Consider the following 26,401-nt stretch of genomic DNA (forward strand, 5'->3'; position numbering starts at 1 on the left):
AAACCAGATAAGAATCGCAATGACCACAGAACGAACACATCTGTGGTCATTGCGACCCACAAACAGATCGAAAATCCCTCAGGCCACCAGACCCGGGGCGCTCACCTCAGCCCCTAAAACCGCCGCCAACGCACGTGTATATGGCTCCACATCACGCGCAGCCATCACCTCACGCACTGAATGCATCGACAGCATCGCTGCACCTACATCAACAGTGGTCATCCCCAGGTTCGCTGCACTGGCCGGCCCCACCGTTGACCCGCACGGCAAATCCGTGCGGTGCACATACACCTGCGGCGTAATCCCGCCGCGCTCACACGCCACACCGAACGCAGCCGCGCCCCCCGTATCGGTGGCGTACCGCCCTTGCGCGTTCACCTTCAGGACCGGACCACCACCAGTCACCGGGTAGTTGTGTGGCTCAGAACGATCTGCGTAATTCGGGTGGATCGCATGCGCCATATCCCCCGACACATGCAAACCACTAGAAAACGAAGCCAGCACATCGGCCCGATCACCACCACAAGACAAAACAATCCGTTCCAGCACACTGGCCAACAACTGCGAGCGCGCACCCGATGAGGTCTCCGAGCCAATCTCCTCGTGGTCGAACAGCACCAACACCGGTATCCGGGGCCCCTGCCCTGACCCAGCCACCCGCGCAGGTCCTTCCTCACTAGGGGTCAGCACTGCCTGCTTCATCGCTTCTGTCGCGGCGAATGTCGTGCACAAGTTATCCAAACGCGGTGAAGCCAGCAGCTCACGCGAATGCCCCAGCAGCGAAGCTGGGAGCAGGTCATAAGCCATTGCCTCAAACGACAACACATCTTCCGGGATGCAATCCACCTGCTCGGATACCCATCGTGGAAACGACATCCCACCTGAGAAGCCCCACAAAGGAGCCAGATGGCTCTGACGATTCAGCTCCGCACCACCAGCCCCAGAGGAACGGTCAAGGTGGATCGCCAAATTAGCCACCCGCAGCAACGGTTCATCACAGCGGAACAAACGCACCGCATAGCCGCCCGGCACAGACGCATCACGCACCGCCACCCGGCCAGCTAATCCCAAATCTCGATCGAGCCACGTGGTCAACAACGGCCCGCCATACACCTCCACGCCCAGCATGTCCCACCCCGCTGAACGGTAATCAGCCTTCGGTTTTAGCCGTAGGTTTGGTGAGTCCGTGTGCGCGCCCACTACCGAGAACGATGCTTGCGCAGGCCACTGCTGGACTGCGCCGCTATCTGACAGGTGCTCGGTTGACCAGGCCACCAGTGACCCACCGCGCGTCATCACATACCGGCCTGGTTTCGAAGGCCAGCGCTGCCCCTCAATGACCTCAACGAACCCTGCATCACGCAGCAGCCCCAGCGCCGAATCCACAGCGTGGTAAGGCGTCGGAGCCCCATCCACGAACTGGCCCAGCGCCACCGCTGCCGAAGCAGCATCTTTCGAGACCGTCACAGCCACAACCTCACTCTTTTAGAACGTCAAACTCTGTACGACATCATTCGTACAGGACGTAGAACGGTGAGGGAGTCAGTCCCAAAACCGCCTCCGGCTTCATGATTGGCCCGAACGTAGCGTCTTCTTGGTAAAACAACTTGAACCCCGGATACACATGCTTGGGCTTCATACGCATGATGGAATTCCATGTCGCGATCTTCATATCCGGAGAACCAATACCGTCAACCGAAACCATTTGCACGACACCATCACGAGGCTTCATTGGCCCAGTTTCGCGCACAATATCCGCACGCAACTGGTGATACAGCATCACCTTTTCCGGAAGATTGTTATCTTTCACCAGTTTCTCAAGATAAGCGGCCGTATCATCCAATTCCTGACCGCTCACATGGCCAAAAGTTTTCATCGGGATTTCCCCAGGGCCCATCCGCCATTCCGGGTCTAAAGCCACCCCGACATCAGGTTCCTTCAAAAACTTTTCGTAATATTTAGTTTCCGTCACAAAATCCGAACGGCCCGGCTGAATAGCCAACAAAAGAATGCCATTCACCTTCCGCACAGCATCCAAATGCTTCTGCACCTGCTGCTCCGACGCGCGCCCTCGATACATGCCATCTTCCCCGGGCTTACCGTGCACAATCGTCGCAATAAACTCACCCACCGGAAGAACTTTTTTCACGTTCTTCTGATAACTCTTCGCAATATCGACAACCTCTTTCATGCGGTCATCCATATTCCCCACACCCAACTTCCCCAACACTGGGCCAGTCCCCTCCGACCCAGCAAAACCCACAATCCGATAATCCGGGAACAACTTTGTCCCACCCATCGGTAACTCTTTCTTCTTCCCACCATCAGCAGCCTGCGCCGCATCATTCCCACCCGACTTACCAGATATAGCCGCATCACCAGCACCAGAACACGCAGCTATCACCAACAACGCTGCCGCTACACCAGCAACTCCTACTCGTCGCATCCGGGGAAACTGCATAACAACCTCGCTGATCGACCGACATAGGCAAACGCCCGCCAGAGATCGCCACCACTCACAACCAAATAAGGCAATACCCCCGACGGGACAATAAAACCCACTCTAGGCCGCCTAACTAGACGCACGCATCGGAACACGCCCCCATACGCCACTAGCCGACACGCTCACACAATCCGCGCAAAAACCGTCCGACACTGCCCATCAGAGTCCACCGACTCAATCTCGTACTGCCCCGGCACCTGCTGCTCGATCAACATCAAAATCAACTCAGGACGCTCATCAGTCACCACCGCTACCTTCGCCCCCAACGCCAACCCCATCACCACACCCAAAATCGCTGCCTGCCGAATCGCCGCATCAATAGGACGCGCATCCAACTCCGGAACCCGGCCGCCCTCACCACACCCACCCGAACCACACGCACACGCCCCACCACACCCGCCAACAGACTGCTCCGAAGACACCACAACCACATCCTCACCACGACACAACATCACGATGCCCGAGACACTCGCCCCGAACCTGACGCGCCCATCATCACCCACCACCACCGCCCAACCACACCCACCAACCACCTAATGACCAAAACACCACATCTCAACCAACCCTCCTGGATGAGCACCCTGGTCGCTAAAAACGGTCTCACATCCATCCTTCTGCGCGGCGTCCTCATTCCGATGGTGTTGTCCTTTGCCGGTGCACTATTCAAGGTGTTCGAGCCAGCTCCGATCCGGCCCGACACCACAGGTGATCCCCCCGACCGCAACGCCGTCTTCCTCTTCATCGACTGCCTGCTCCTGGGCCAAGTGGTGGTGATGACGCTGCTTCCGGTCATCATCAGTCATGCAATTTCAGGCATACAGTGCGCAGGCGCAGCGCGTTCTCGTGGCCACCGCCGACGAGACGGATTCACGCGGCCCAGGGGAATAGAGCTCAGCCTGAACAACCTCCAAGAGCAAGCTGCGCGGCTCAACGGGACCTTCTACGCAGCGCTCCAGCAGTATCAAGTGGGTCTCCGAACTGCCCCTCCCGCTACACCCCAACTCGGCAGAAGCCGTCCGCAACCTTCCCACCCGGCCCGGCATGACTGGTCGCCCCTGCCAAATCACCCTCAACCCACCAAACACACACAACCCCACCACGACATGATGAAAAACTAGACACAACAAAACGATTCACCGAGGAGACACCATGCGCGTTCGCGAGATCATGTCCGCCCCCGCTATCACCGTGCAACGCGGCGCCAGCCTCCAAGACGCACTGGAGCTGCTCGCCACCCACCACGTCACCGCCCTACCCGTCATCGACGAAACAGGCGCACTATGCGGCATCATCAGCGAGCTAGACCTACTACGCGCAATCATGCCCAACCGCGCCGAAGACATGGGCGAGCAACCCCACGAAAAACTCGCCGAAATCTCCGACATCACCCAAACCGAAATCATCGACCCCCTCATGACCACCGACGTCCTCACCACCTACGAAGACGAAGACGTCGCCCACATCGCCGCCCACGTCTCCACCCGCAACATCCGCTCCGTACCCGTACTACGCAACGAGCGCATCATCGGCATCGTCAGCCGCAGCGACGTCATCGAAGCTCTCTTCCGCCCCGACGAAGAACTCCTCAACGACCTCACCGCCGACCTCGCCGACGAAGGCCTCTACGACTGGCACCCCACCGTCCAGCGCGGCATCGTCACCCTCACCGGCAACGGCAACGCCGAAGAAGCACAACAAGCCCTCGCCGTCGCCCGCGCCGCCGCCGGCGTCCGCAAAGTCTCCATCACCACCGCCTAAACCAACCACGCCCCACCCCCAACGGCCCACCCTCAGGACCTCTCTCCTGCAGGAGTGGGCCGTTCAGCTACACCCCCAGCTTCACCAACCAAACCAGCCTCATCCGAACGCGTCTGTGCCAACGCCCGCATCGTCACATTCGCAAACGCCACCAACGGCACAGCAAACAACGCCCCAGCAATCCCACCCAAACTCGTCCCCGCCAACACAGCCATCGCCACCGCCAACGGATGCACCTCCACGTGATGAGCCATGATCAACGGCTGCAACAAATGCGCCTCCAACTGCACCAACACCACAATGACCAGCGCCAAAACAACAGCAGCCCCCACACCACCCTCAACCAACCCCACCAGCACACACAAAACACCGGCCACCGTCATGCCTACCAACGGCACATACGACCCCAAAAAAATCAACACCGACAACGCCAACGCCATCGGCACATCCAACAGAATCAACACAATAAAAAGCGTGCTCGCGTGCAGGAACGCAATAATCGTCTGCCCCCGCATAAACCCACCTAACGTATGCCACCCCATACGCCCCACCACATCAGCCCGACGCCGCGCCCGCGCCGGCAACAACGACAACACCCAACCCCACAACAACTCACCGTCACGCAACATAAAAAACGTCGACAGCAGCAACAACAAACCACCAGCAACCAAATGCCCCACCGTCGACAACGTCGCCAACGCCCCACTCAACAACACCTCTTGATTACGCGAAAGCAACGCCACAAGCTCAGCCGACAACCGATCAACCTGAGCCCTATCCACCTTCAACGGCCCATGCTGCGCCCACCACGCCGCATCATTAACGAACGTAATAAACCCATCCGCCAACACCGGCGCATTGCTACGAATCTGCCCCACCACGAACGTGAAAACCACGCCAATCGACGTCACCCCAATAAGCACCGCCAAAAAAGCTGCCAACGTATGTGGCACCCGCAACGACTCATGCAACCACCGCTGCACCGGCGTCAACACCGCCGCCAACAACAAGGCACACACAAACGGAATCGTCACCAGCGGAACCAATGACAACGTCTTAACAACAACAAATACCAACGCACCAATAAGCAGCAACCGCCACGACCACGCCGCGGCAATCTTCAACCCCCTCGGCACCGGCCCACCATGCGTCCCCTCCCGAGGAATCTCACGCAACACATCCACCCACGCAGGCGCAGCACCAGAGCGTGCCCGACCGGCACGTAACTTACGACCCAACGTCTCATCCGCCATCCTGGCGCCTTTCCCTCTAGAGCCTGCGCGGGCTCATCCCCACAACTCGAAAGCGTAGGCCCACCCCACCGACGAACGCAGAGCCTGAGCCGACCAGTGTGTCGAGAATGCTGCGCACATCACGCCACACTCACGTGCTCGGCACGCCACCCCACCTACAACAGGGCCACACACCAAACAACCCATCACCACGACAGGCACGGAATAACTACGCACAACGACGCCGCGTTGTTTCACACCCCATCGGCAACACCAACCAAAACCCCTAAACCCACCCCAAAAAAACTCCTCACAACACCTGACGCACCCGCACTACCCCCGGCGCCACCGCCCTCAACTCAGCCTCAAAATGTCGCTGCAAAGTGAACGTCGAAGCAGCACACTGACCACACGCTCCACTCAACCGCAACAACACCTCTCCCCCAACGACATCGACGAGCTCCACCTGGCCACCATGAGAACGCACATACTCACCAGCCCTCCCCGCAATCGCCTCACGCACAGCATGAGCAAGCTCATCATCAAGAACAGCGCTCGGGCTACTCGACACCCCACCTGACTCCTGCGCCATCACCCACCCAGAAGGGTCATGTAACGCCGCAGCAAGCTCTGAACGCACCGCAGCACCCTCACTACGCCAGGAGGCCGGGGGCACAAGACGCACCACCATCGCAGTAGGACGCAACTCAATCTCTACTTGCCCGCGAGCCACACGCTCTTGCAAGAGCCCCGGAGCTGCAGCCACTAACCCCACGAACGGAAGCACACCCACAGGGACTATCCAGCGCAACACATCCGGATCTGCAGTCGCCTCTGGATGCATCGGAACCAGCTTGACCTGCCCCGTCACACGAACACCCCCACCACAGACCGTGTGATGAACGCCGCCACCCACGCGAGCACAAACATGTACCCAAACGCAATCACTGGCCACTTCCAGGTGTTGGATTCACGACGCATCACCACCACCGTGGACATGCATTGCAACGCGTACACAAAAAACACCAGGAGAGCTGCTGTTGTCGGAGCATCGAACAACCGGCGTTCCACCGTTTTCCCCGTGGCTCTGTCCACCTGCGAAACAGTCATCCGCTCCAAAGCAGTCGCGGGTTCTTCCGGATCTGAAGCAGCAGCGATCTGCCCCAACGTCGCCACGAACACTTCCCGCGCAGCCAAAGAAGCCACCACACCCACATTGATCCGCCAGTCAAAGCCCAGCGGTGCGAAAACAGGCTCAATTGCCTTACCAACCGTGGCCGCAGCAGAGTGATCCAACGTGTACTGCGACACTGCAGCCTCATCGCTGATGTCAACACCAGCGGACTGCATCTCCAGCAAGCCACGAACCGGAAGATTAAGCAGCAACCACAGCACGATCGTGACCGCCAAAATCACTGTGGTCACTTTCCGCACGAATGCCGCGCACGCCTCCCAGACCGCCAACGCAACCGTGCTCAGCTTCGGAACCCGATACGGCGGAATCTCCATATAGAACGGCAAGACAGGCTCATCACGGCCGGTGAGCTTTTGAATGACGAACGCGGCAAGCATCGCTGAAACTGCACCCAACACATACAAAGCAAACATGACCAGGCCCTGCATGCCGAAAGGACCCACTCTGCTGTCATCAGGAACGAGCATTCCGATCAGCAACACATAAACCGGAAGCCGTGCTGAACACGTCATAAGCGGGGCCACCATCATGGTCGCGATGCGATCTCGCGCACTGGGCAGCGTACGGGTGGCCATCATTCCGGGGATCGCGCAGGCAAAAGAACTCAACAGAGCTACAAAAGCTCGCCCTTCTAGGCCAGTACGAGCCATGAGACGGTCCATGAGGAACGCGGCCCGAGATAAGTATCCAACCGATTCAAGGATCGACACCATAAGAAAGAGCAGAGCAATTTGTGGCAAGAAAACTGCCACACCACCAACCCCACCGATCAAAGCGTCTTTGCCAAACGAGGCAAACCATGTTGATGAGATATGGGTTCCAGCCCACTCCCCCATCACGCCGAAGGCCTCTTCAACCATGTCTTGCAAAGGTGTGGCCACAGAAAAAATGACCTGGAAGAAGGAGAACATCACCGTGGCGAACACGAGTGTTCCCAAGATGGGGTGCAGCAGCAGTGCATCGATGCGGCGGGTTCGTACATCTTGTTCCGGGGCGTGGTAGCCGCAGGCATTTAGGACTGACTCTGCCCAGGATGCACCTTCGGAAGGCTCCAACGGCGGCGGTAAGGACGGGAGAACCCAAGCAGTGGGATTTTCTAAGTGCGTGCGCAGCTTTTTAATGCCGTTACCACCAGCAACGACAGCTACCGCCGGAATCCCCAGGGCGCGTTGTAAGTCGTCGATGTTGAGGTTTCCGTTGCGACGCTGGACCTCGTCAGTAAAGGTCACCACAGCTGTAACTGGTAGGCCAGTAGCCATTGCTTGTGCGAGCAGTCCAAGAGAACGGCGCAGCGTCGTGGCATCCAGAATGACTAGTAGTGCATCGGGGGTAGCAATCGTGGTGTCTGCTGGATCCAGAACCTGAGAGACAATTTGTTCATCTGGGCTGATCGGATCGAGCGAGTACGTGCCAGGAAGGTCTTCGATAACGACGGTGCGTCCAAGGCCTCGGACAGTGCCTTCGTATTTAGCAACGGTGACGCCTGGATAGTTACCTGTTCTGGCGTGTAGTCCTGTAATCGCGTTAAATAGGGTGGTTTTTCCCGAGTTGGGAGCGCCGATAAGGGCGATGCGGGTCGCGTTTGCTTCAGCGGCGGGTGTGTTGTGTGGGGTTTTTTCGCAGTGGCTTTTCATGCCTGGGCCACCGTGCTGGAAGCGGTGTCGATCAGGATGGCGACTGATTCACGAGCGCGCAGCGCTATCTCTATTCCCCCAACTCGGTAGATGACAGGGTCATGCAGGGGGGCGCAGCGAACAGGGGTGATGTCCAGGCCGGGGGTAAATCCGAGGTCGAGGAGACGGCGGGCTACTTGGGGTGCCAGTGAGTTGCTGAATCCTGTGATGTGGGCGGTGGCTCCTAGGGGCAACCCACGGAGCGGCTGCACTGTTGTGGGTACTGAATCCACTTCTCTTTCAGCGGATTTCGCGGATTTTGGGATAGATAAAGTACGCCGGGACAGCTGTTCAGCAACTGCAGACACGGGATTCCTCCGACACAACACAGGCCGGAACATGTAGCCCGGCATTAAGTGAGCCTCACCTTATTTGCTGGTCAGGGGCGGTGCAACAGATGTGTATCTGTTTCTCTGAATAAACTCAGGTGATTTTTTTCAACAGATATACGCGATGCATAAAACTGATTCACGTCAGGAAATTACGAAAATCGTTAAGCTTCAAACAAATACATCTACTAATGTCCGTGTGGCGCGCATTTCAAACTTGCTGACACGCATCGGGTATACACGTGTGCATGAGCGAATCACCTTCCTTCGCAGAGCAACCGGGTCATCGGCAACTCACCGACTCCTTCGCCGAACCAAAGCTGCGCTGCTTGGACTGGATTCGCCGCCTCGTCTCCTACGACACCACTAGCCGAAACAGCAACCTCGAACTCATCACCGCTGTCGTCACTGAATGCGAACGCCTAGGCCTAACTCCGCGTATTTTCCCTGCTCCCGCGCAGGAGAAAGCCAACGTGGTGGTGACGGTGCCGGACCGATACGGCCGCACCGATGGTGGAGTGATGGTTTCTGGACACACAGATACGGTGCCTGTGGACGGGCAAGCGTGGAGTTGTGATCCGTTCACGGTGCGGGTGGCTGATGGGCGTTTGTATGGGCGTGGCGTGTGCGACATGAAGGGCTATATCGGTGTGGTGTTAGAGGCGCTTCCTCGGTTCGCGGCGGCGTCGCTGAATGAGCCTTTCCATGTGGCGTTGACTTATGATGAGGAGTTGGCGTGTTTGGGGGCTGAGCATTTAGTTACTCAGCTGCCTGGGGCGGGGTTGGTGCCTAGGGTGGTGTTTGTCGGTGAGCCCACGCGTATGCAGGTGGTGACGGCGCATAAGTCGATGAGTGTGGTGCAGGTGCGCTTTCGTGGGGTGCCAGCGCATTCGTCGTTGCCTTCTGCGGGGGTGAACGCTATCGAGCATGCTGCTGAGCTTGTGCTGTATTTGCGGGGTTTGGCTGATGCTTGGGTGCGTAACGGTCCGTTTGATGATGCGTATGTGGTTCCGCACACGACATTGTCGGTGAACATGTTGGCTGGTGGTACTGCGCGCAACATTGTTCCGGGTGAGTGCCTCATCACTTTCGAGTTTCGTAGTTTGCCGGAGATTTCCCCGGAGGTGGTGATCAGTGAGGTGAAGGCGGAGGCAGCGCGTATCGGGGCGCGAATGAATCATGAGCATCCGGATGCGGATGTGGAGGTGGAGGTTCTTGCGATGGTGCCGGCTTTGGATAGTGATCCACGTGGGGTTGCTGCTGAGTATGCGCGGGGGTGTGGTGGTGTTGTTCCTGGCCCCAAGGTCACGTATGGCACTGAGGCAGGGTTGTTTGCTGGGTTGGGTGCTGATGCGGTTGTGTGTGGTCCGGGGGATATTGCGCAGGCGCACACGCCTGATGAGTGGATTGAGGTTTCTCAGCTTGCTGCGTGTGAGGAGTTTTTTGATGCGCTTTTGCATCGTATGACGCAGTGAAGTGGGGTTAGCTGGATGGGAGTCGTGGGGTGGCGGTTTCGGCTGGTAAGGCCCACAGTCGGGTGGCGTCGAGGTTGATTTCGACTTCGTCGCCGGCTGCTGTCATGGCGGCGTCGGAGTCGGGTTGGGTGTGGACGGTGATGCGTCCGGCGATGGTTTCGACGTCTACGTGGTGGAAGGCGCCCATGTAGATGTTGTCTGTTACTTGTCCTAGTGCGCCAAGGAGTTGGCGTGCTCGGCGACCGGTGGGTTCGGCGGTTGCGCTATCTGGGTATCCGATGACGACGAGGTCGTGGGCGCCGGGGGTGAGGGTGTCGCAGGCGGGGACGTTGAGGTGTTGGCCTAGTAGGCATACGTGTGCGGTGGCGGCGCCGAATCGGTCGTGGGTGATGGTGCCGTGTGCAGGTAAGAAGATGCTTGCTCGCAGGTGTCGGGCGACTTCGAGTGTGGAGGGGCGTTCGCGTAGGTCTGCGGGGGTTCCTATTTGCATGATGCGTCCGCCGCTGAGGTAGACCATTTGGTCTGCGACGGAGAAGGCTTCGTCGAGGTCGTGGGTGACGTAGAAGGTTGTGCATCCGAGGCGTCGGTGTGTGTGGATGATTTCGGCTTTGAGTTGTCCGGATGCGTAGGTGTCGACGTGGGCGAGTGGTTCGTCGAGGCATAGGACAGTGGGTACGCGTACGAGTGCGCGGGCGAGGGCGACTTTTTGTTGTTGGCCGGTGGATAGGCGGTGTGGGTGCCGGTTGGCTAGGTGGTCGATGCCTAGGGAGAGCATGGCGACGTCGACGCTGTGTTCAGTGCGTAGGCGTCGGCTGCGAGAGAGGCGGATGTTGTCGCGGACAGTCATGTGGGTGAACAGAGAGGGGGTGTCGAGCATCATGGCGATGGGGCGGCGGTGTGGTGGTAGTGCGTTGACTTCGCGGCCGTCGATTCGTACGGAGCCGGTGGCGGGGGTCAGGCCGCTGAGGGCGCGTAGGAGTGTTGATTTTCCGGCGCCGGAGCGTCCGAGGATGACGACGATTTCGCCGGGTTCGGCATCGAGGTTGATGTCGTGCAGTAGTGGTGTTGTTCCGGTGTGGACGTTGAGCCCGCGGATGGAGACACCGGCGTGGACGTCGTGGTTGGGGTGAGTCATCGGCGTCCTTTGGGGCGGGTTGGGGTGTGGGGTTGGATTGTGGCGCGCATTGCTGCTGCGAGGGTGGCCACGAGTATGGAGACGGTGGCTGAGATGCGGAAGGCGTCGGGGTAGTCGGCGGCGTCGAGGAGTTTGAACAGGCGCAGCATGACTAGGGGGGTGTCTGGTGGGCTTACCCACAGCAGGGGGGCTGCGAGTGCGGCGCATTGGGAGAAGACGACGAGGAAGCCGCAGATGACGATGTTGGTTGATCTGGGGAGGACGACTTCGATGAATGCAGCCAGTGGTCGTACGCCTTGTAGGAGTGCGATTTCGTAGTCGTCGCGGGAGAGTACGGGGCCGATGATGACGGTGAGGAGGTATGTCAGGGCAAGGGCTGCGGGTAGGCAGGCTAGGAGGAGTCCGGCCAAGCGGGTGTCGGTGTAGTTGCCGAGGGTTGGGTTGGGGGTGTGGATGCTTAGGCGTAGGCCGGTGCCGATTGTTGCGCCGGGCAGGGTGAGCAGGGTGAGGAAGAAGGCATCGATGGTGCGGCGTGCGTGCCTTCCCCAGGCGCGGCCGAGGTGTTTTCGGATGTGAAGAGCAAGTGAGGCGAGGGCGAGGGCGAGGGCGAGGACGAGGAAGGCCAGTCCCATTGTGTTGATGACGACTTCGGTGATGGCTGGGCCGCCGCGGGATTGGCTACCGATGAGGATCATGATGGTGATGAGGGTGGCGCTGGTTGTTGCGGCGATAGTGACGATGGTGGTGGGGATCCAGGTGTGTGATCCCACGGGGCGGGACCAGTCGGCGGTGGTGGTGTGTAGGCGGAATGATTCGGGGAGTTCTGGGTTGCGTAGGAGTAGGTGGCGGCAGGTGCATAGCGCTGCGGCCAGGACGCAGATGTGTGGGATGACCAGGAGGAGGGCTTGGCCTGCTTCGAGGTGTGCTTGGTCGAAGGCGTGGGCACGGAACCAGATTTCACTGGCGGCGAAGGGTAGGCGTGGGGCGACAAGGGTGGGGGTGACGGGGTCGGACATGGCGATGGAGAACAGGAAGGCGATGAGGCATGGGGTGGCTAGGGCAAGGCGGTGCCCGAGAACGATTTTGAGTAGGTGTGGTCCGTAGAGGCCAGCGACGCGGGCGGCGTCGATGTGTGAGGCGGTGATGCCGCGTAGGGCTACGCGAATGCCGAAGTGTGCTGGTGGGGTTAGGGCGATGGCGTAGGTGAGGATGAGAGCTGTGGGGCCAGTGAATTCGGTGGTGGGTAACAGGTGCGTTAGGGGGCTGGTGCGGCCGAGGATCAGTTTGAGGAGGGATCCGATGATGAATGGGGGGACGGTGAGTTGGAAGAGGAAGAGGGCGTCTAGGAGGGTTTGGGCGCGGCTGGAGAGCATGGTTGCGCAGATGGCAGTGGTAGCGCCGATGGCGCAGGCTGCGATGGAGGCTGCTGCGCATACGAGCAGGGCGGTGAGGATGGGCCACCAGGTGGGGCGTGTTGGTGAGGTGGTGGCGGTGATAGTGAGGATGGTGGCGGTCAGGGCGGTGAGGGTCAGGGCAGTGTAGGTGGTTCGTGTCATGGCCAGACTTGTTTGGCGATCCAGTCCATCCAGGCTGATCGAGTGGTTTCGGCGCGTTTGGGGTCCAGGGTGAGTAGGGGTAGGTGGGATGTTGTTAGGCGTTGTCCGATGTGACCGGGGGCTGCTTGGCTGACGGGGGCTTGGTCGAGTCCAGCTTGGCGTGCGGCTTGTTGGCCGGTGGGTGACAGGAGCCAGTTCATGGCGGCGGTGGCGTGGGTCTTGTGGGTGGTTCCGGTCAGGACGCCGCCGGAGGCGATTTCGTAGCTGGTTCCTTCGCGGGGGTGGGTGATGGTCAGGGGGCGGCCGGTGCGGGTGGTTTTGCCGTGGCAGTAGGGCTCGTAGGAGATGGCGACGGCGGCTTCACCGCGGGCGACGATGTCGCTGGGTGCATTGCCTGCTCGGGTGAAGCGTTCGACGTTGCCGAGTAGGTGGGTGATGTCGGTGCGGGAGAGTCCTGCGGCGTCGAGGGTGAGCAGTGTTGCGTACCCGGTGCCGGAGGAAAGTGGTGAAGGCATGGATATCCAGCCTGGTCGGCGCGGTGCAGTGAGTTCTTTCCAGGAGTGCGGGGTGGGGGCATGGAGTTTGGTGAGGGCGTCGGGGTCGGAGCAGAAGGCTAGGACGGAGGCGTATACGCCGAACCAGCGGCCGTGTTGGTCGCGGAATTGTGGGGGTAGGTCGCTGGCGTGTGGGGGTGTGATGGGTAGGAGGAGCCCTTGGGCGGCTGCGTATCGGTAGTTTTCGGAAGGACCGCCTACCCAGAGGTCGAATTCGGGGTGTGTGTGGCTGGTTTGGAGGCGTTTGAGGGCTTCTTGGGTGGGTAGGGCGACGTATCGAACGTCGAGGCCGAGGTCGCGTTTGAGGCCGGTTTGCCATTGCTCGCATACGCGGGTGTCGTTTGAGCACATGAGGATTAGGTCGGCGCGGGGCGGGAAGAGGGTGTGCCCCATGGAGATGATTGATACGGCCGCCACTGCGCACAGGGTGGCCAGGCGCAGCCATTTGGCGAGCACTGTTGTCCTTCCGGCCCAGTGAGTTGGATCGGTCAATTTAGCAATCACGGCGTGCAGGGGAGCCTTGTGGGCTGTTCCCTGCACGCCGTGATTGGTGTGGCCGATGAGGCTAAGCGGTGGTGGCGGCGGTGTGTTCGGCCATGAGGCGTTTTTCTTCGCGCCAGATCACTTGGAAGATGGCTAGGACCAGGACGTTGAAGGCCAGGAATGTCATGAAGGTGACGTCCCATCCTGCGTATTTGACGAGGAATCCAACGCCGGTGGAGGCCAGGGTTGCGCCGAGGAGGTAGCCGAAGAGTCCGGTGAATCCGGCGGCGGTTCCGGCGATGTTGCGTGGGGATAGGTCTAGGGCTTGGAGGCCGATAAGGGCGACGGGGCCATAGATGAACCCACCGATGAGGGAGATGAAGAGTAGGAGTACCCAGGCTGGGGTGCCGACTGGGGCTAGCCAGTAGGCGGCGGTGGAGGCTGCGGCGCCGAGCATGAAGAGTGAGACGGTGGCGGATCGGTTGGTGCCGAGGAGTTTGTCTGAGACCCAGCCGCACAGGATGGTGCCGAGCAGTCCGGCTAGTTCGAAGGCTGCGAAGCCGACGAGTCCTGATCCGATGCTCATGTGGTGGTGTTCGGATAGGTAGGTGGTGATCCAGTGCAGGACGCCGTAGCGCAGGGCGTAGACGAAAACGTTAGCGATGGCGAGCAGCATGATGATGCGGCTGCGAAGGATGTGGGTGACGACGAGCTCTTTGGTGGAGATGCGTTCGGTGCCTTCGGCGGTGGTGTCTGAGACTTTTGCCGGGTCGTTGCGGTATTCGTCGATGGGGGGTAGGCCGACTGCCGGTGGGTTGTCGTGGATGAGGAAGAAGGCCACGGCAGCGACGGCCAGGGCGACGAGGGCTGGTAGCCAGTAGGCGCCTTGCCAGTTTTTGCCGCTGGCTCCTAGGCCAATGCCAACGAGTACGGGTAGGACGCCTGCGCCGAGGTTGTGCGAGGTGTTCCAGAGTGAGCCTTTCCAGCCGCGTTCGCTGGTGCTGAACCATTGGACGATGATGCGTCCGCAGGGTGGGTAGCCCATGCCTTGGAACCAGCCGTTGAGGAACATGACGGTGGCGAAGAGGCCGACGCTGGCGGTGACCCAGGGCACGAACGCGACGACGAGGTTCATGAGTGCTGATAGGGCCAGCCCGAGGGGTAGGAAGTATCGGGCGTTTGATCTGTCGGAGATCATGGCGCTGAAGAATTTGCTCAGGCCGTAGCTGACGAGTACTGCGTTGCCGATGATGCCGATGGCGGGTTTGTCGATGGCGCCGCCTTCGTCGAGCAGGAGGGGCGCGATGGTGGAGATGTTGTTACGGATGAGGTAGAACCCGGCGTAGCCGAGGAAAATCCCCATGAACACCTGGAACCGGTAGCGGCGGTACATGGAGGCAACCGCCTCCGTGGGGAGTGGGGCGGCCGGCGGCGGTGCCTGCAGCCAGGTGAACATGGGGACTCCTTTGTGCGGGTCGTGGGTGACGTCACGATTCTTCGCTTGTGGGAGTAACGGCGGCAGTGGGCGTTGGTAACTGTTGGTGCCAGTTTTGTTACCGAGTTTGGGTTGGGTTAGGGGTGAGTGGTTCGAGGGTGAAGACGTATCCGGCTCCGCGTACGGCGGTGATGATTTCGGCGGGTAGTCCAGCTGCTTCGAGTTTGCGGCGGAGTCGGTAGGCGGTGGATTTAACCATGTTGCGTCCGCCTTGGGTTGCGCTTGTTTCCCATACTTCGTTGAGCAGGGCTCGTAGGGGGACGATTTCTTCTGGGCGGGTGATGAGTGCTTGGAGTAGGCGGCTTTCGGTGGTGGTGACGTCCAGGCGGGTGCCGTTGACGTGGACGGCGTGGCTGGCGGGGGCCAGGATGATGGGGCCGCAGCAGATGGTGGTGGCGGTGTGGGTGGTGGCTAGTCCGTAGCGGCGCATGATGGCTCGCACACGCAGGATGAGTTCTTTGGGTGAGAAGGGTTTGGCGAGGTGGTCATCGGCGCCTGCTTCGAGGCCGGTGACGCGGTCATCGGTGTCGCCTAGGGCGGTGAGCATGATGACGGGGATGTCTTTGGTGCTGCGGATGCGGCGGCAGAGGTCGTATCCGTTGGAGTCCGGGAGCATGACGTCGAGAATGACTAGGCAGCAGTCGTGGCGTTCGAATAGTGACCAGCCGTCGTGGGCGGTGTGGGCGGTGAGTACTTCGAGGTTTTCGTTTTCGAGGGCGAACGAGATGATTTGGGCGACTTGGGGTTCGTCGTCGATAGCGAGTACGTACCGGGGTGTTGGTGTCATGCACGGCTCCGGGGCAGGGTCAGAAGCACGGATGTGCCGTGGTGGGCGATGGAGTCGACGAGGAGGCGTCCGCCGTGGACGTTCACGATGTCGCGGGTGATGGACATGCCTAGGCCAGCTCCGCTGAGCAGTCCGGCGCGTGGTTCGTATTGCTCAAAGGGTACGAAGACTGAGCGGCAGCGTTGGCGGCTCATACCGGGGCCGAGATCGGCGACGGTGATGACGACGTTGTTTTCGCCGGCGCGGGCGTGGACACGGATGTCGCTAGTTTCAGCGGCGTAGCGGGCGGCGTTGTTGATGACGTTCCAGAACGCGTGGCGTAAAAGTACGGGGTCTGCGTGGACGTGCAGTGGGTCGCCTTGGTCGTCGACGACGATGGGAATGGCGCTGGTTTCGCGCAGTTCTTGAGCGGTTTCGCGTAGTAGGAGGCGTACATCGCAGGGTTGCAGGTCTGGACGGAAGTCGTCGCTGTGCATGCGGGCGGAGACGAGGAAGGTGGCGGCTACTCCGATAGCACGGACGCTGTTGGTGCGGATGGTGTCCAAAAGTTTGCGTTGTTGGGGGGTGAGTTGTTCTGTGTCGAGAGTTTCGGCGAGCAGTTCGGTGGCGCCTTCGACCAGGGAGAGGGGGGTGCGAATTTCGTGGGCGAGCACTTGGTGTTCTGGCAGTTCGGGGTGCAGGTGGCGGCGGGGTTTCCAAAGTCGGCCGACGGCGACGCCACCGATGAGCGCTGCGCCTGCTATGACGGCTCCGACGACATCCACCTGCTCACGCTAGCGGGCGTGTGGGCAGGTGGATGTCGTCGATACCGCCGCAGACTGCACTAGTCCGGAATTTTTGTCCGCGCGCAGGTGAAGTCGCTTGGTGATGACTCGATACAAACCTGCGGGAACAGCACGAGGCGCGGTGAGCGCATCACTCGCTCACCGCGCCTCGGCCGCCGCGGCAGTCAGGCGCCCCCTCAGGCACCCGGCCTCGCGGCCGTCAGACGTTCATGTGGTCCGGACCGAGTCGCCCCAACTCGCGGCCCACTAAGAACGCTAACGTCATATCGAGAAGATCCCCCGAGAACGGATTTCCGTCCGGGCATCCTTCTTCGTACATCGTGTGAATGTGCTCGGCGTATTCGACGCTGATGTCTTCGCCGTTTTTTAAAGGACCGGCCAGGCGATCCATCGCAATTTGCAGCACATAGAAGCTGACCCGCAAGCCTTCTTCAGGAATGTCATCAGGAATACGCTCACTTGTTGCCACATAGATGAGCTCTTTGTCGGTTTCAGTCAATCCGCGCAACTCTGCTGGGCTGGCATCGAACCATCGCACGTCACCTGTCACCGGGGCACCGACCTGCACCGCTGCGGCCCGTATCAGAGGGGAAAGCCCGAAGCTGCCCATCATGTCAACCTCTTCCCGACCCGTCCGGGGACCCGACGTCCCGCGTGAATACGCGCACCTATCGGCACCCGACCGAAGTCTCTGAGTCAGCAAACCTCCTCGATTTATTTACCGCTTCCTGCGAGATCAACTGCCTAACAACCACACTGCACCCGAACCCTAGCTGTGTGTGAGATGTTCACAGTTACCGGGCCTCGGCGTGTCGGCCCAGCAGTACGTGGTATTTCCACCCCCACCAGCATCAGCACAACACGGGAACGATATGGAACAGTTGTACGTGAACCCGGTGGGTCACCGGAGCCGCTGAACTACTGGCACAACCAGCCACATGGCTAGGCCCACCTACCACGCCATCACGCACGGGCCACCAGCCCGGAACAGGGGAGGACCATGACGACGCCGTTGCAGCCACCAGAGCCCGTCCTCAAACTGGAAGCCCCTGCACCGCCACAACCCGTTGCCGCCACCTCCGCTCCCAAAATGGCCCCCGCAGTCCCCGAGAGCGCTATCCCCGCCCTGGACGACAAAGTCAACGAGTTCATGCGCGGGTTGGACGCCGCAGCAACCAAATCACCCGAATTCGAATCCCGCGCTGCCGAAGTACGAGGCATGGGCGACGCCGACATCCGCCGCGCCGCCGAATCCAGCAACCGTCTGCTCCAAACCCCCGTCAAAGCACTCAACGACGGCGAAATCAGCAAAGAATCCAAAGTCTCCAACACCCTGTTTGAGCTACGCCGCACCGTTGAAGACCTCGACCCCGGCAAAGCCTCCGTCGGTAAAAAACTTCTCGGATTCATTCCGATGGGCGGGAAAATCACCGATTACTTCCGCCGCTACGAATCCGCCCAGAAACACATCGACGGCATCCTGCACTCCCTACGCAGCGGCCAAGACGAACTACTCAAAGACAACGCCGCCCTCAACGTCGAAAAAAACCAGCTCTGGGAATCCATGGGCAAGCTTAACCAGTACGTTTACGTCGCAGAACAACTCGACGCACGAGTCTCAGCTCAAATCACCGAACTAGATGTCAGCGACCCCGAACGCGCCAAAGCGATGCGTGAAGACGTTCTCTTCTATATCCGGCAGAAACACCAAGACCTACTCACCCAGCTGGCCGTGTCAATCCAGAACTACCTGGCCATCGACATCGTCATCAAAAACAATCTCGAACTCATCAAAGGTGTCGACCGGGCCAGCACCACCACCGTCTCAGCCCTGCGCACCGCGATCATCGTCGCCCAAGCCCTTAACAACCAAAAGCTCGTCCTAGAACAAATCACCGCGCTCAACACCACCACCTCCAACCTCATCCAATCAACGTCCGAGATGCTGCGCGACAACTCCGTCACCATCCAGCAACAAGCAGCCAGCTCCACCATCGGCCTACCCCAGCTACAGGCCGCGTTCGCGAACATCTACCAAACCATGGACGCCATCGACCAGTTCAAACTGGAAGCGCTCGACAACATGGCTACCACCATCGGCACCCTCGAAGGTGAAGTCAGCAAATCCCGCGCTTACCTCGACCGCGCCAAAAAAGTCGACGAACGCCACAACAACGGCACACTGAACATCGGCGGCCCCAACCCCCGCCCCTGAAACCCCAGGCACACCACAGGCATCCGCACAAACCCGTCCCAAGGAGGTGACCACCCGTGTTCGCTGACCTATTCGGCCGCAAAGACACTCCCACCCCAGAAGAAACACACCCCGGCCCGCCCAGCAACGACCGGCTCCGGGAAGCTCTAGAAGCCACCGAAGCACTCGTGAACACGGGTGAAGTCCCCTCCCCCGTCACCGCGCGTGTACTGCGAGTAACCACTGCAGTACGCGACACCCTCCCCCGTCTCGATGCCCTCGGGGCTGGATCAGCCACCGTGTACAACGTTATGGCTACCGCCACCGACTACCTCCCCGACGCCGTCAACGGCTACCTGCGCCTGCCCCGACGATTCGCCGACACCCGCCCCGTCGACAACGGCCGCACCTCCCTCATGGTGCTCATCGACCAACTCGACCTGCTCGGCGCCACCATGGACAACATCTTCGACGCCGTCTACCGCGAAGACGCCAACGCACTCATCGCGCACGGGCAATTCCTCGCCGACAAATTCGGGCACAGCAGCACCACACCTGCCCTCAACCTCAGCGAAAACACCCCCACGCCGCCCCCAACCACCGGCGACCCCGACCGCCTACAACCCCCACCCGAAAACCCGAGGTAACCCGTGGACTCACCACACACCAGCCCCCACGACCTCCCCCGGGCCCTCACCAACCTCACCGACCTGGCCCAACGAGCCGGAATCAACCCCGACACCGCCCGCAACGAAGGCATCACCATCGCTGCAGCCACCCTGGCCACCAGCCGCCCCAGCAGCGCCCACAACGCCTGGCAAGACGCCACCGGCGCCACCTTGACAGACTTCTTCACCGCCGCGACCCACGGGCGCCGTCACGAACACACCCCCACCCCCCTACTGACCCACCTCATCCACACCTGCTCCCCACACGCCAGCGCTTACGCCCAGGCCCTAGCCCACATCGCCACCACCTGCGCAGCCCTACCCGAAGCACCCGTCACCGCCGCCGGAAAAGCAACCCGAACCGCCATCACCCAAACCAGCGCAACCGGCGCCCCCAGCACCAACGGAACAGCCACTTGGCCCACCTCTCACGCCCTCGACCTAAGCAACCTCACCCCTCACCAGCCCACTACCCCTGTCCCGCCCCCACCCGAAAACACCACCCCGCCCCTACCAAACACGCCCACCGCAACACCCACCAAAACCGTCGAAGAACTCCTGGCCGAACTCGACCAGCTCATCGGACTAACCAGCGTCAAAACCGAAATCCGCCGCCAAAGCGCCATCCTCGAAATAGAAGCCAAACGCCGCGCCGCCGGACTCAAAACCGCAACCCTTTCCCGCCACCTCGTCTTCGTCGGCAACCCCGGAACCGGGAAAACCACCGTCGCCCGCCTCGTCGCCAGCATCTACCACGCCCTGGGACTACTCTCCCAAGGCCAGCTCATCGAAGTTGACCGCTCCGAACTCGTCGCCGGATACCTAGGCCAAACCGCTGCCAAAACCGCCGAAATCGCCCAATCCGCCTACGGAGGAGTGCTCTTCATCGATGAGGCATACACCCTCGCCGGAGACCAATACGGGCAAGAAGCCATCGACACCCTCGTCAAAGAAATGGAAGACCACCGCGACGAACTCGTCGTCATCGCCGCTGGATATCCCCGCCCCATGCAGGAATTCATCGACACCAACCCCGGCCTAGCCAGCAGATTCCGCACCACCATCACCTTCGAGGACTACAGCGACGACGAAATCGTCTCCATCCTGACCACCCAAGCAACTCACTGGGACTACGACCTCACCCCCCAAGCTCAACAACGCTTCCGCGAAATCCTCGCCGCCACCCCACGCGACCACACCTTCGGTAACGGACGATTCGCCCGCAACATCCTCGAAAACGCCATCAGCCACCATGCACTACGCCTGGCCAACATCACCGACCCCACCACCGAAGAGCTACGCACCCTCGAACGCAGCGACATCGAAAACCGCGACCACAGCCCAGAAACCACCGCCCCCACCACCACACCCCAGGAGGGCGAAAACCCGCAATGAGCACCAGCCTTCACGCCACAGCAACACCCCCCGCCACCTCCACGCCAGCAACAACAACCCCAGCCACACACACCATCACCAGCAGCCCAACAACACCCACACCACGACGACGCAACACCCGCGCCCGGCTACGCACCTGGTCAGCGGCAGCCATCGCCACCGGCACCCTCACCGGAATCGTCGGCATGGGCGCACTCGGCCTAGCCTCCCCACGCACCTCCACTTACAACAAAGCCCTCAACAACGCCACCACCATCGCCCAAACCCTGCCCACCGCTGCCCAACAAGTACGCATCTCCCCCGACACCCACTCCGCACGCAACCACTTCACCGCCGCCGCCACCGACCTCGCCTCCCGCATCCCCCATCTAGCCGCCAGCGCCCCCACCACTGACACCCCCACCTACCAAACCATCGCCCACAAACTCGCCACCTACATCGCCACCGTCAACGCTGGCACATCCACCACCGACACCGACACCACCTTCACCAACGACGTCACCACCCCCCTAGTTGCCATGAGCGACAACACCACCCCCCTCATCGCCACCAGCCTCTACGCCCTCACCGCCCTCACCGCCCTCACCGCCCTCACCGGCGCCGGCATCACCCTGGCACGCACCACCAAACGCCTCATCAGCCTGCCCATCCTCACCGGCATCGTGCTCCTGAGTACCTGCACCGGCATCACCGCCACCAACCTCCTAGGCACCGGCACCCTACCCACCTTCGCCGCAGGCGCCCTCACCCTCACCGGCAGCATCCTAGCCGGAATCCTCACCGCCAGAGGCATCAACAAACGCGCCCAGGAGTACCGATGACCACCACCGCCCCCACCCCACCAGGCACCCCAGGCACCAACACACCCGCCACCGAATTACTCACCTACCTCAACGACCTCGGCCACTGGTGCCAAACCCGCCGCACCGAACTAGACGAACTCGACGCCACCGCACTCAAAACCCCCGGCAGCGACCACCTCACCAGCGACATCGTCCTGTCCATGACCCTGTGGCAAGCCATCCACACCCGCTACACCACCATCACCACCCTCTGGGACAACGGCCGCGCCACCGAACCCCAACGCACTCACATCACCAGCCTCATCTGGGGAACCCTCGAGGACAACCACACCAACAACAGCCTGGCCATATCCCTACCCGAAGCCTGCCGGCTCTCCGACACCCTCGCCTCATCCCTACGCGCCAACCTCGGACTCCACGGCCCCAACCCCGCACACCACAACCGCGTCCACGCACTACGCACCTGCATTGAACGCATCCGCGACCAAGTCCACCTCATTCCCGCCCAGCACCGCAGCGACGCCCAAAACACCCTTATCAACCTCGACCGCCGCGTCGTCGACATCACCAACCGATACAGCCGCGGAGCCGACGTCGGCGGCCTGCTACCCGCCCTCGAAACCGACCTCGCCCTGACCGAACGCAACCTCATCGTCGCCGCAGGCACCCGCGCTAACACCAAACACGCCCACAACGCCGCCCTGGCCCGCCGCGAGGAACTCAACACCACCGCCAACGAAATCCGCGCCCTAGCCAGTCAGGCCGCCCACGCCCTAAACACCCCACCGCGCCTTGGCATCCCCGACCCTAACGCACTCGGCGAACCCCCAACCGAACCAAATGAACTCGCTAACTACACCGCGAAACTCGACCGTGTAGCCCAAGCACTCGAACACGCCCGCAACACTTTCACCACCGCACTAAGCCACCACCAAAACACCCTCACCCACGCCACCACCACCGCACACACAGCCCAAACCCTCACCACCCCCCACGCCACCGAAGACCTCACCCCCCTTCTCACTGCACTCGAAACCGCCACCACCACACACCCCGCCGACACCACTCGCATCGCCGCACTCACCGCCGCCATCGACGCCTACACCACCACCTACACAACCCAGGACAGCACCACCCAGCAAGGAAGCTCCCGATGACGGACACCTACCCCTGCACCAACACCAGCTGCCCCGGCCACTACACCGACGGCTACTGCGACTACTGCGGCACCCCCAACACACCCACCACACCAGCCCCACCAGAAAACACCACCAACACTGCCCTGCCCGACGAACGCGCCGCCATCGTCACCCTCGGCTCAGCACGTCACAACGCCACCCGCCGCCGCGTCCGCCCCCAACACACCCGCACCACCGGACTCGGCGCTGGCCTGACCGTCGTACCCACAACACCACCAACCCCACCCGAAGACAACATCCTCACCAACCCCACCGTCCCCGAAAACAAACGCCACTGCTCCACCTGCCAAACCCCCGTGGGACGCAGCCACGACAACACGCCCGGCAACCCCGAAGGCACCTGCCCCAACTGCGGCACCCCCTACTCCTTCACCCCCAAACTCACCCCCGGCGAAATCGTCGCCGGACAATACGAAATCACCGGCCCCCTGGCCCACGGCGGCCTCGGCTGGATCTACCTCGCCCGCGACCGCAACGTCTCCAACCGCCCCGTCGTCCTCAAAGGCCTCCTCAACGCCGAAGACGCCGACGCCGCAGCAGCCGCCGAAGCCGAACAAGCCTTCCTCGCCCGCGTCGAACACCCCCACATCGTCGAGGTCTACAACGTCGTCACCCACAACGACGCCGGATACACCGTCATGGAACACGTCCCCGGCACCAGTCTCAAAGACATCCTCAAACAACGCCTACGCGACGCAGGCGGCACATACAACCCACTACCCGTAGAACACGCCCTCGCCTACATCCACGGCATCCTGCCCGCATTCACCTACCTCCACGACGCAGGAATGCTCTACTGCGACTTCAAACCCGACAACCTCATCCACATCGGCGACCAAGTAAAACTCATCGACCTCGGCGGCATGCGCGCCATCGATGACCTCGACTCCCCCATCTACGGCACCATCGGTTACCAAGCCCCCGAAGTCCCCGACGTAGGCCCCTCCATCGCCTCAGACATCTACACCATCGGACGAACCCTCGCCGTGCTCACCAACGAATTCCGCGGCTACCAAACCACCTACGCAACAACCCTCCCACCACAAGACCAACTACCCGCCTTCAACAACAACGACCCTTTCTACCGCCTCGTCGCCAAAGCCTGCGCCCCCGACCCTGCTGACCGCTTCCAAAGCATCGACGAACTACGCACCCAACTCCTCGGCGTCCTACGACTGACCGTCCTCGACTGCGACAACCCCACCACCGCACCCCAATCCGCCCCCTCGAACCTCTTCCACTCCCCACTAGTCACCAACGAATCCCTCGCCTGGTGGGAACTACCAGCCCTACGCCCCGACGAAACCGACCCCTCCCGCGCCGCCGTCGCCTCTATCACCGACACCGACTCCTGGAACCGCCTCAACGCCCTACGCACCATCCCCCGCCGCACCCCCGCAGTCATGCTCGCCGAAGGCTGGGAACACCTCCGCCTCCACGACCACACCAAAATCACCACCACCGTCGAAGAAATCCTCGCCGCGGACCCCTGGGAATGGCGTGCACTATGGCTCCACGCCCTCTCCGCCCTCCACCGAGGCGCCCTCCAAGAAGCCATCAACAGCTTCACCAGCGTCTACCACCAGCACCCCGGCGAAATCGCCCCACACCTGGGCCTAGCCCTGGCCCACGAACTCAACAGCGACACCACCAATGCCCGGCGCGAATACCTCACCTGCCTGCGCACCGACACCAGCTACACCACCGCAGCCGCATTCGGTATCGCACGCACCCACATCCGCGATGGCAACCCCGACCACGCCATCGCCGCACTCAACCTCATCCCACCAGGCACCACAGCCCACGGACGCGCTCAATGGCTACGAGCCGAACTATCGACACACACACCCGGATACGACGCGCTCGACCACGCGTGGCGCAGCACCGAAAACCTGCCCGTCACCCCCATCGAACGCGCCCGATTCCGCGTACACCTCTTCGACACAGCTCTCCAACGCATCACCAGCACAGGAGAAAAACCCAAAGAAACCCTCGACGGAATCCGCATAACCAAACGAGCAGTCCGCCTCGCTTTATCGGATGCCTACCGTAGGCTGGCGACCCTCACACCTGACGAGCGCGAACGCGCCGCACTCATTGACACCGCTAACGAGGTACGTCCATGGACCCTAATCTGAACAAACGAGACGACAACACCACCGAAAACGAAAACACCGAAATGCCCATCCTCGACGGATGCGCGCCCACTGAACCCCTACCTGTCCTCGATCAAGAAGACTGTGACGAATGCGACGGCGCATACGAGGACGAATACTGCAACACCTGCGGAACCGCGCGACCCGACGACCGCATGCACTACACCATCGACGCAGGTAACGGCGTCGCAGGAGCCTGCGACCGCGGTATTCGACACCTCACCAACGAAGACGCAGTCGCCGCCTGGAGCCACATCGACGACGAAGGTAACCGCCGCATCGCTATGGTCGTTGCCGACGGCGTATCCACCGCACGCAGATCCGAACGAGCCAGCGAAGCAGCCGTCAACGCGGCCATCGACGTACTCCGCAACTCCAGCTCTCTTGGAGTCGACGGACTCGACGCCGCATTCACTGACACACTCGAACACCGACTCACCAATGCTGCCCAAGCCGCATCCGACGCCGTGGCCACCATCAGTCACAACATTGATGACTCCCCTGAACTATCCAACATTCCCAAAGTCGGCGAACCCGCCTGCACCTTGGTCACCATCGTCGTCGAAGGCAACCACGTCGCAGCCAGCTCCATTGGCGACAGCCGCGCCTACTGGCTTCCCGACATCAACGACGACAACGAAGAAGAAGCAACCCTGCTCACCACCGACGACTCCTTCGCCAACGAACAAATTCGCCGAGGCATGTCCCCCCAAGAAGCCATGCGCGGCCCCCAAGCCCACACCATCACCGCCTGGCTCGGACTCGACGCACCCGACATCGAACTCGCCGTCACCCACTTCACCCTCGAATCCTCCGGCTGGCTCATCGTGTGCAGCGACGGACTATGGAACTACGCGGCCGAACCTCGCCACATCCACGCAGCCCTACGCCACGCCATCAACACACTCTCCGACGACGCCTCACCCGTGCAGATCGCTGAAGCACTCGTGGCATGGGCAAACGCACACGGCGGACACGACAACATCACTGTTGCCCTCGCCCGCATCGACTGCTGAAACCCACCCA

The 26,401-nt window shown here is 61.1% G+C and carries 24 protein-coding genes; 10 read left to right on the plus strand and 14 right to left on the minus strand.

Features of this window, described 5'->3' with window-relative positions; all coding sequences use genetic code 11:
* Positions 1 to 78: 78 nt before the first annotated feature.
* From DXZ77_RS08810 to DXZ77_RS08820, 3 genes are all read right to left on the minus strand, one after another.
* Complete coding sequence (locus DXZ77_RS08810) at positions 79 to 1,467, minus strand: M18 family aminopeptidase (RefSeq protein ID WP_115031458.1); 1,389 nt, start codon at positions 1,465 to 1,467, stop codon at positions 79 to 81.
* A 43-nt stretch (positions 1,468 to 1,510) separates the two neighbouring features.
* On the minus strand, positions 1,511 to 2,461 hold the full coding sequence (locus DXZ77_RS08815; RefSeq protein WP_258553237.1) for a hypothetical protein: 951 nt from the start codon (positions 2,459 to 2,461) through the stop codon (positions 1,511 to 1,513).
* Positions 2,462 to 2,625: 164 nt separating this feature from the next.
* Positions 2,626 to 3,012: a DUF2249 domain-containing protein gene (locus DXZ77_RS08820; RefSeq protein ID WP_147279248.1), complete on the minus strand. Its 387-nt coding sequence runs from the start codon at positions 3,010 to 3,012 to the stop codon at positions 2,626 to 2,628.
* A 27-nt stretch (positions 3,013 to 3,039) separates the two neighbouring features.
* Here DXZ77_RS08820 and DXZ77_RS08825 point away from each other — a divergent pair, with 27 nt between their 5' ends.
* Complete coding sequence (locus tag DXZ77_RS08825) at positions 3,040 to 3,621, plus strand: hypothetical protein (protein ID WP_115031462.1); 582 nt, start codon at positions 3,040 to 3,042, stop codon at positions 3,619 to 3,621.
* A 31-nt stretch (positions 3,622 to 3,652) separates the two neighbouring features.
* The gene (locus DXZ77_RS08830) at positions 3,653 to 4,261 is read left to right on the plus strand and encodes a CBS domain-containing protein (protein WP_115031465.1); all 609 of its coding nucleotides are present in this window, start codon (positions 3,653 to 3,655) and stop codon (positions 4,259 to 4,261) included.
* Between the two features lie 32 nt (positions 4,262 to 4,293).
* On the opposite strand, the gene DXZ77_RS08835 is transcribed toward DXZ77_RS08830, so the two are convergent.
* From DXZ77_RS08835 to DXZ77_RS08850, 4 genes are all read right to left on the minus strand, one after another.
* Positions 4,294 to 5,514: an AI-2E family transporter gene (locus DXZ77_RS08835; protein WP_115031467.1), complete on the minus strand. Its 1,221-nt coding sequence runs from the start codon at positions 5,512 to 5,514 to the stop codon at positions 4,294 to 4,296.
* A gap of 289 nt (positions 5,515 to 5,803) precedes the next feature.
* Entirely contained in the window at positions 5,804 to 6,364 is a 561-nt protein-coding gene (locus DXZ77_RS12470) for a NifU family protein (RefSeq protein WP_115031469.1), read from the minus strand.
* Entirely contained in the window at positions 6,361 to 8,322 is a 1,962-nt protein-coding gene (gene feoB, locus DXZ77_RS08845) for a ferrous iron transporter B (RefSeq protein WP_115031471.1), read from the minus strand. The genes DXZ77_RS12470 and feoB overlap by 4 nt, the downstream gene beginning before the upstream one ends.
* Positions 8,319 to 8,669: a FeoA family protein gene (locus tag DXZ77_RS08850; RefSeq protein ID WP_258553238.1), complete on the minus strand. Its 351-nt coding sequence runs from the start codon at positions 8,667 to 8,669 to the stop codon at positions 8,319 to 8,321. The genes feoB and DXZ77_RS08850 overlap by 4 nt, the downstream gene beginning before the upstream one ends.
* A gap of 269 nt (positions 8,670 to 8,938) precedes the next feature.
* On the opposite strand from DXZ77_RS08850, the gene argE reads away from it, so the two are divergent.
* The gene (gene argE / locus DXZ77_RS08855; RefSeq protein WP_115031472.1) at positions 8,939 to 10,165 is read left to right on the plus strand and encodes an acetylornithine deacetylase; all 1,227 of its coding nucleotides are present in this window, start codon (positions 8,939 to 8,941) and stop codon (positions 10,163 to 10,165) included.
* A 7-nt stretch (positions 10,166 to 10,172) separates the two neighbouring features.
* Here the strand turns inward: argE and DXZ77_RS08860 are convergent, their stop codons facing one another.
* From DXZ77_RS08860 to DXZ77_RS08890, 7 genes are all read right to left on the minus strand, one after another.
* A complete protein-coding gene (locus tag DXZ77_RS08860) occupies positions 10,173 to 11,300 on the minus strand; it encodes an ABC transporter ATP-binding protein (protein ID WP_115031496.1) in 1,128 nt (375 codons plus the stop codon).
* Complete coding sequence (locus DXZ77_RS08865; protein WP_115031497.1) at positions 11,297 to 12,856, minus strand: ABC transporter permease family protein; 1,560 nt, start codon at positions 12,854 to 12,856, stop codon at positions 11,297 to 11,299. Before DXZ77_RS08865 ends, DXZ77_RS08860 begins: the two co-directional genes overlap by 4 nt.
* Positions 12,853 to 13,902, minus strand: a complete 1,050-nt coding sequence (locus DXZ77_RS08870; RefSeq protein ID WP_220181625.1) for an extracellular solute-binding protein — start codon at positions 13,900 to 13,902, stop codon at positions 12,853 to 12,855. The genes DXZ77_RS08865 and DXZ77_RS08870 overlap by 4 nt, the downstream gene beginning before the upstream one ends.
* Before the next feature lie 73 nt (positions 13,903 to 13,975).
* Positions 13,976 to 15,349: an MFS transporter gene (locus DXZ77_RS08875; protein ID WP_115031501.1), complete on the minus strand. Its 1,374-nt coding sequence runs from the start codon at positions 15,347 to 15,349 to the stop codon at positions 13,976 to 13,978.
* Between the two features lie 97 nt (positions 15,350 to 15,446).
* The gene (locus DXZ77_RS08880) at positions 15,447 to 16,175 is read right to left on the minus strand and encodes a response regulator transcription factor (protein WP_115031503.1); all 729 of its coding nucleotides are present in this window, start codon (positions 16,173 to 16,175) and stop codon (positions 15,447 to 15,449) included.
* Positions 16,172 to 16,939: a sensor histidine kinase gene (locus DXZ77_RS08885; protein ID WP_115031505.1), complete on the minus strand. Its 768-nt coding sequence runs from the start codon at positions 16,937 to 16,939 to the stop codon at positions 16,172 to 16,174. The genes DXZ77_RS08880 and DXZ77_RS08885 overlap by 4 nt, the downstream gene beginning before the upstream one ends.
* Positions 16,940 to 17,159: 220 nt before the next feature.
* Positions 17,160 to 17,573: a hypothetical protein gene (locus DXZ77_RS08890; RefSeq protein WP_028326893.1), complete on the minus strand. Its 414-nt coding sequence runs from the start codon at positions 17,571 to 17,573 to the stop codon at positions 17,160 to 17,162.
* Between the two features lie 387 nt (positions 17,574 to 17,960).
* On the opposite strand from DXZ77_RS08890, the gene DXZ77_RS08895 reads away from it, so the two are divergent.
* From DXZ77_RS08895 to DXZ77_RS08920, 7 genes are read left to right on the plus strand one after another with little or no spacing between them, the layout of a single operon-like run.
* Positions 17,961 to 19,175, plus strand: coding sequence for a toxic anion resistance protein (locus DXZ77_RS08895; RefSeq protein WP_115031507.1), 1,215 nt, complete (start codon positions 17,961 to 17,963; stop codon positions 19,173 to 19,175).
* A gap of 56 nt (positions 19,176 to 19,231) precedes the next feature.
* Complete coding sequence (locus tag DXZ77_RS08900) at positions 19,232 to 19,801, plus strand: hypothetical protein (RefSeq protein ID WP_181816090.1); 570 nt, start codon at positions 19,232 to 19,234, stop codon at positions 19,799 to 19,801.
* Between the two features lie 3 nt (positions 19,802 to 19,804).
* Positions 19,805 to 21,217, plus strand: coding sequence for an AAA family ATPase (locus DXZ77_RS08905; protein ID WP_258553239.1), 1,413 nt, complete (start codon positions 19,805 to 19,807; stop codon positions 21,215 to 21,217).
* Positions 21,214 to 22,038, plus strand: coding sequence for a hypothetical protein (locus DXZ77_RS12080; RefSeq protein WP_181816091.1), 825 nt, complete (start codon positions 21,214 to 21,216; stop codon positions 22,036 to 22,038). Before DXZ77_RS08905 ends, DXZ77_RS12080 begins: the two co-directional genes overlap by 4 nt.
* The gene (locus DXZ77_RS08910; RefSeq protein WP_115031509.1) at positions 22,035 to 23,177 is read left to right on the plus strand and encodes a hypothetical protein; all 1,143 of its coding nucleotides are present in this window, start codon (positions 22,035 to 22,037) and stop codon (positions 23,175 to 23,177) included. Before DXZ77_RS12080 ends, DXZ77_RS08910 begins: the two co-directional genes overlap by 4 nt.
* Positions 23,174 to 25,357, plus strand: coding sequence for a serine/threonine-protein kinase (locus DXZ77_RS08915; RefSeq protein ID WP_115031511.1), 2,184 nt, complete (start codon positions 23,174 to 23,176; stop codon positions 25,355 to 25,357). The genes DXZ77_RS08910 and DXZ77_RS08915 overlap by 4 nt, the downstream gene beginning before the upstream one ends.
* Entirely contained in the window at positions 25,342 to 26,391 is a 1,050-nt protein-coding gene (locus DXZ77_RS08920) for a PP2C family protein-serine/threonine phosphatase (RefSeq protein WP_115032824.1), read from the plus strand. The genes DXZ77_RS08915 and DXZ77_RS08920 overlap by 16 nt, the downstream gene beginning before the upstream one ends.
* Positions 26,392 to 26,401 lie beyond the last annotated feature (10 nt).

It is taken from the genome of Dermatophilus congolensis (assembly GCF_900447215.1).
In the GTDB taxonomy this organism is placed as follows: domain Bacteria; phylum Actinomycetota; class Actinomycetes; order Actinomycetales; family Dermatophilaceae; genus Dermatophilus; species Dermatophilus congolensis_A.

Coding starts and splice junctions, on each gene's coding strand:
- DXZ77_RS08815 (WP_258553237.1), bottom strand. CDS start 2,461: ATGCAGTTTCCCCGGATGCGACGAGTAGGAGTTGCTGGTGTAGCGGCA.
- DXZ77_RS08825 (WP_115031462.1), top strand. CDS start 3,040: ATGACCAAAACACCACATCTCAACCAACCCTCCTGGATGAGCACCCTG.
- DXZ77_RS08830 (WP_115031465.1), top strand. CDS start 3,653: ATGCGCGTTCGCGAGATCATGTCCGCCCCCGCTATCACCGTGCAACGC.
- DXZ77_RS08835 (WP_115031467.1), bottom strand. CDS start 5,514: ATGGCGGATGAGACGTTGGGTCGTAAGTTACGTGCCGGTCGGGCACGC.
- feoB (WP_115031471.1), bottom strand. CDS start 8,322: ATGAAAAGCCACTGCGAAAAAACCCCACACAACACACCCGCCGCTGAA.
- argE (WP_115031472.1), top strand. CDS start 8,939: ATGAGCGAATCACCTTCCTTCGCAGAGCAACCGGGTCATCGGCAACTC.
- DXZ77_RS08860 (WP_115031496.1), bottom strand. CDS start 11,300: ATGACTCACCCCAACCACGACGTCCACGCCGGTGTCTCCATCCGCGGG.
- DXZ77_RS08865 (WP_115031497.1), bottom strand. CDS start 12,856: ATGACACGAACCACCTACACTGCCCTGACCCTCACCGCCCTGACCGCC.
- DXZ77_RS08875 (WP_115031501.1), bottom strand. CDS start 15,349: ATGTTCACCTGGCTGCAGGCACCGCCGCCGGCCGCCCCACTCCCCACG.
- DXZ77_RS08880 (WP_115031503.1), bottom strand. CDS start 16,175: ATGACACCAACACCCCGGTACGTACTCGCTATCGACGACGAACCCCAA.
- DXZ77_RS08890 (WP_028326893.1), bottom strand. CDS start 17,573: ATGATGGGCAGCTTCGGGCTTTCCCCTCTGATACGGGCCGCAGCGGTG.
- DXZ77_RS08895 (WP_115031507.1), top strand. CDS start 17,961: ATGACGACGCCGTTGCAGCCACCAGAGCCCGTCCTCAAACTGGAAGCC.
- DXZ77_RS12080 (WP_181816091.1), top strand. CDS start 21,214: ATGAGCACCAGCCTTCACGCCACAGCAACACCCCCCGCCACCTCCACG.
- DXZ77_RS08910 (WP_115031509.1), top strand. CDS start 22,035: ATGACCACCACCGCCCCCACCCCACCAGGCACCCCAGGCACCAACACA.
- DXZ77_RS08915 (WP_115031511.1), top strand. CDS start 23,174: ATGACGGACACCTACCCCTGCACCAACACCAGCTGCCCCGGCCACTAC.
- DXZ77_RS08920 (WP_115032824.1), top strand. CDS start 25,342: ATGGACCCTAATCTGAACAAACGAGACGACAACACCACCGAAAACGAA.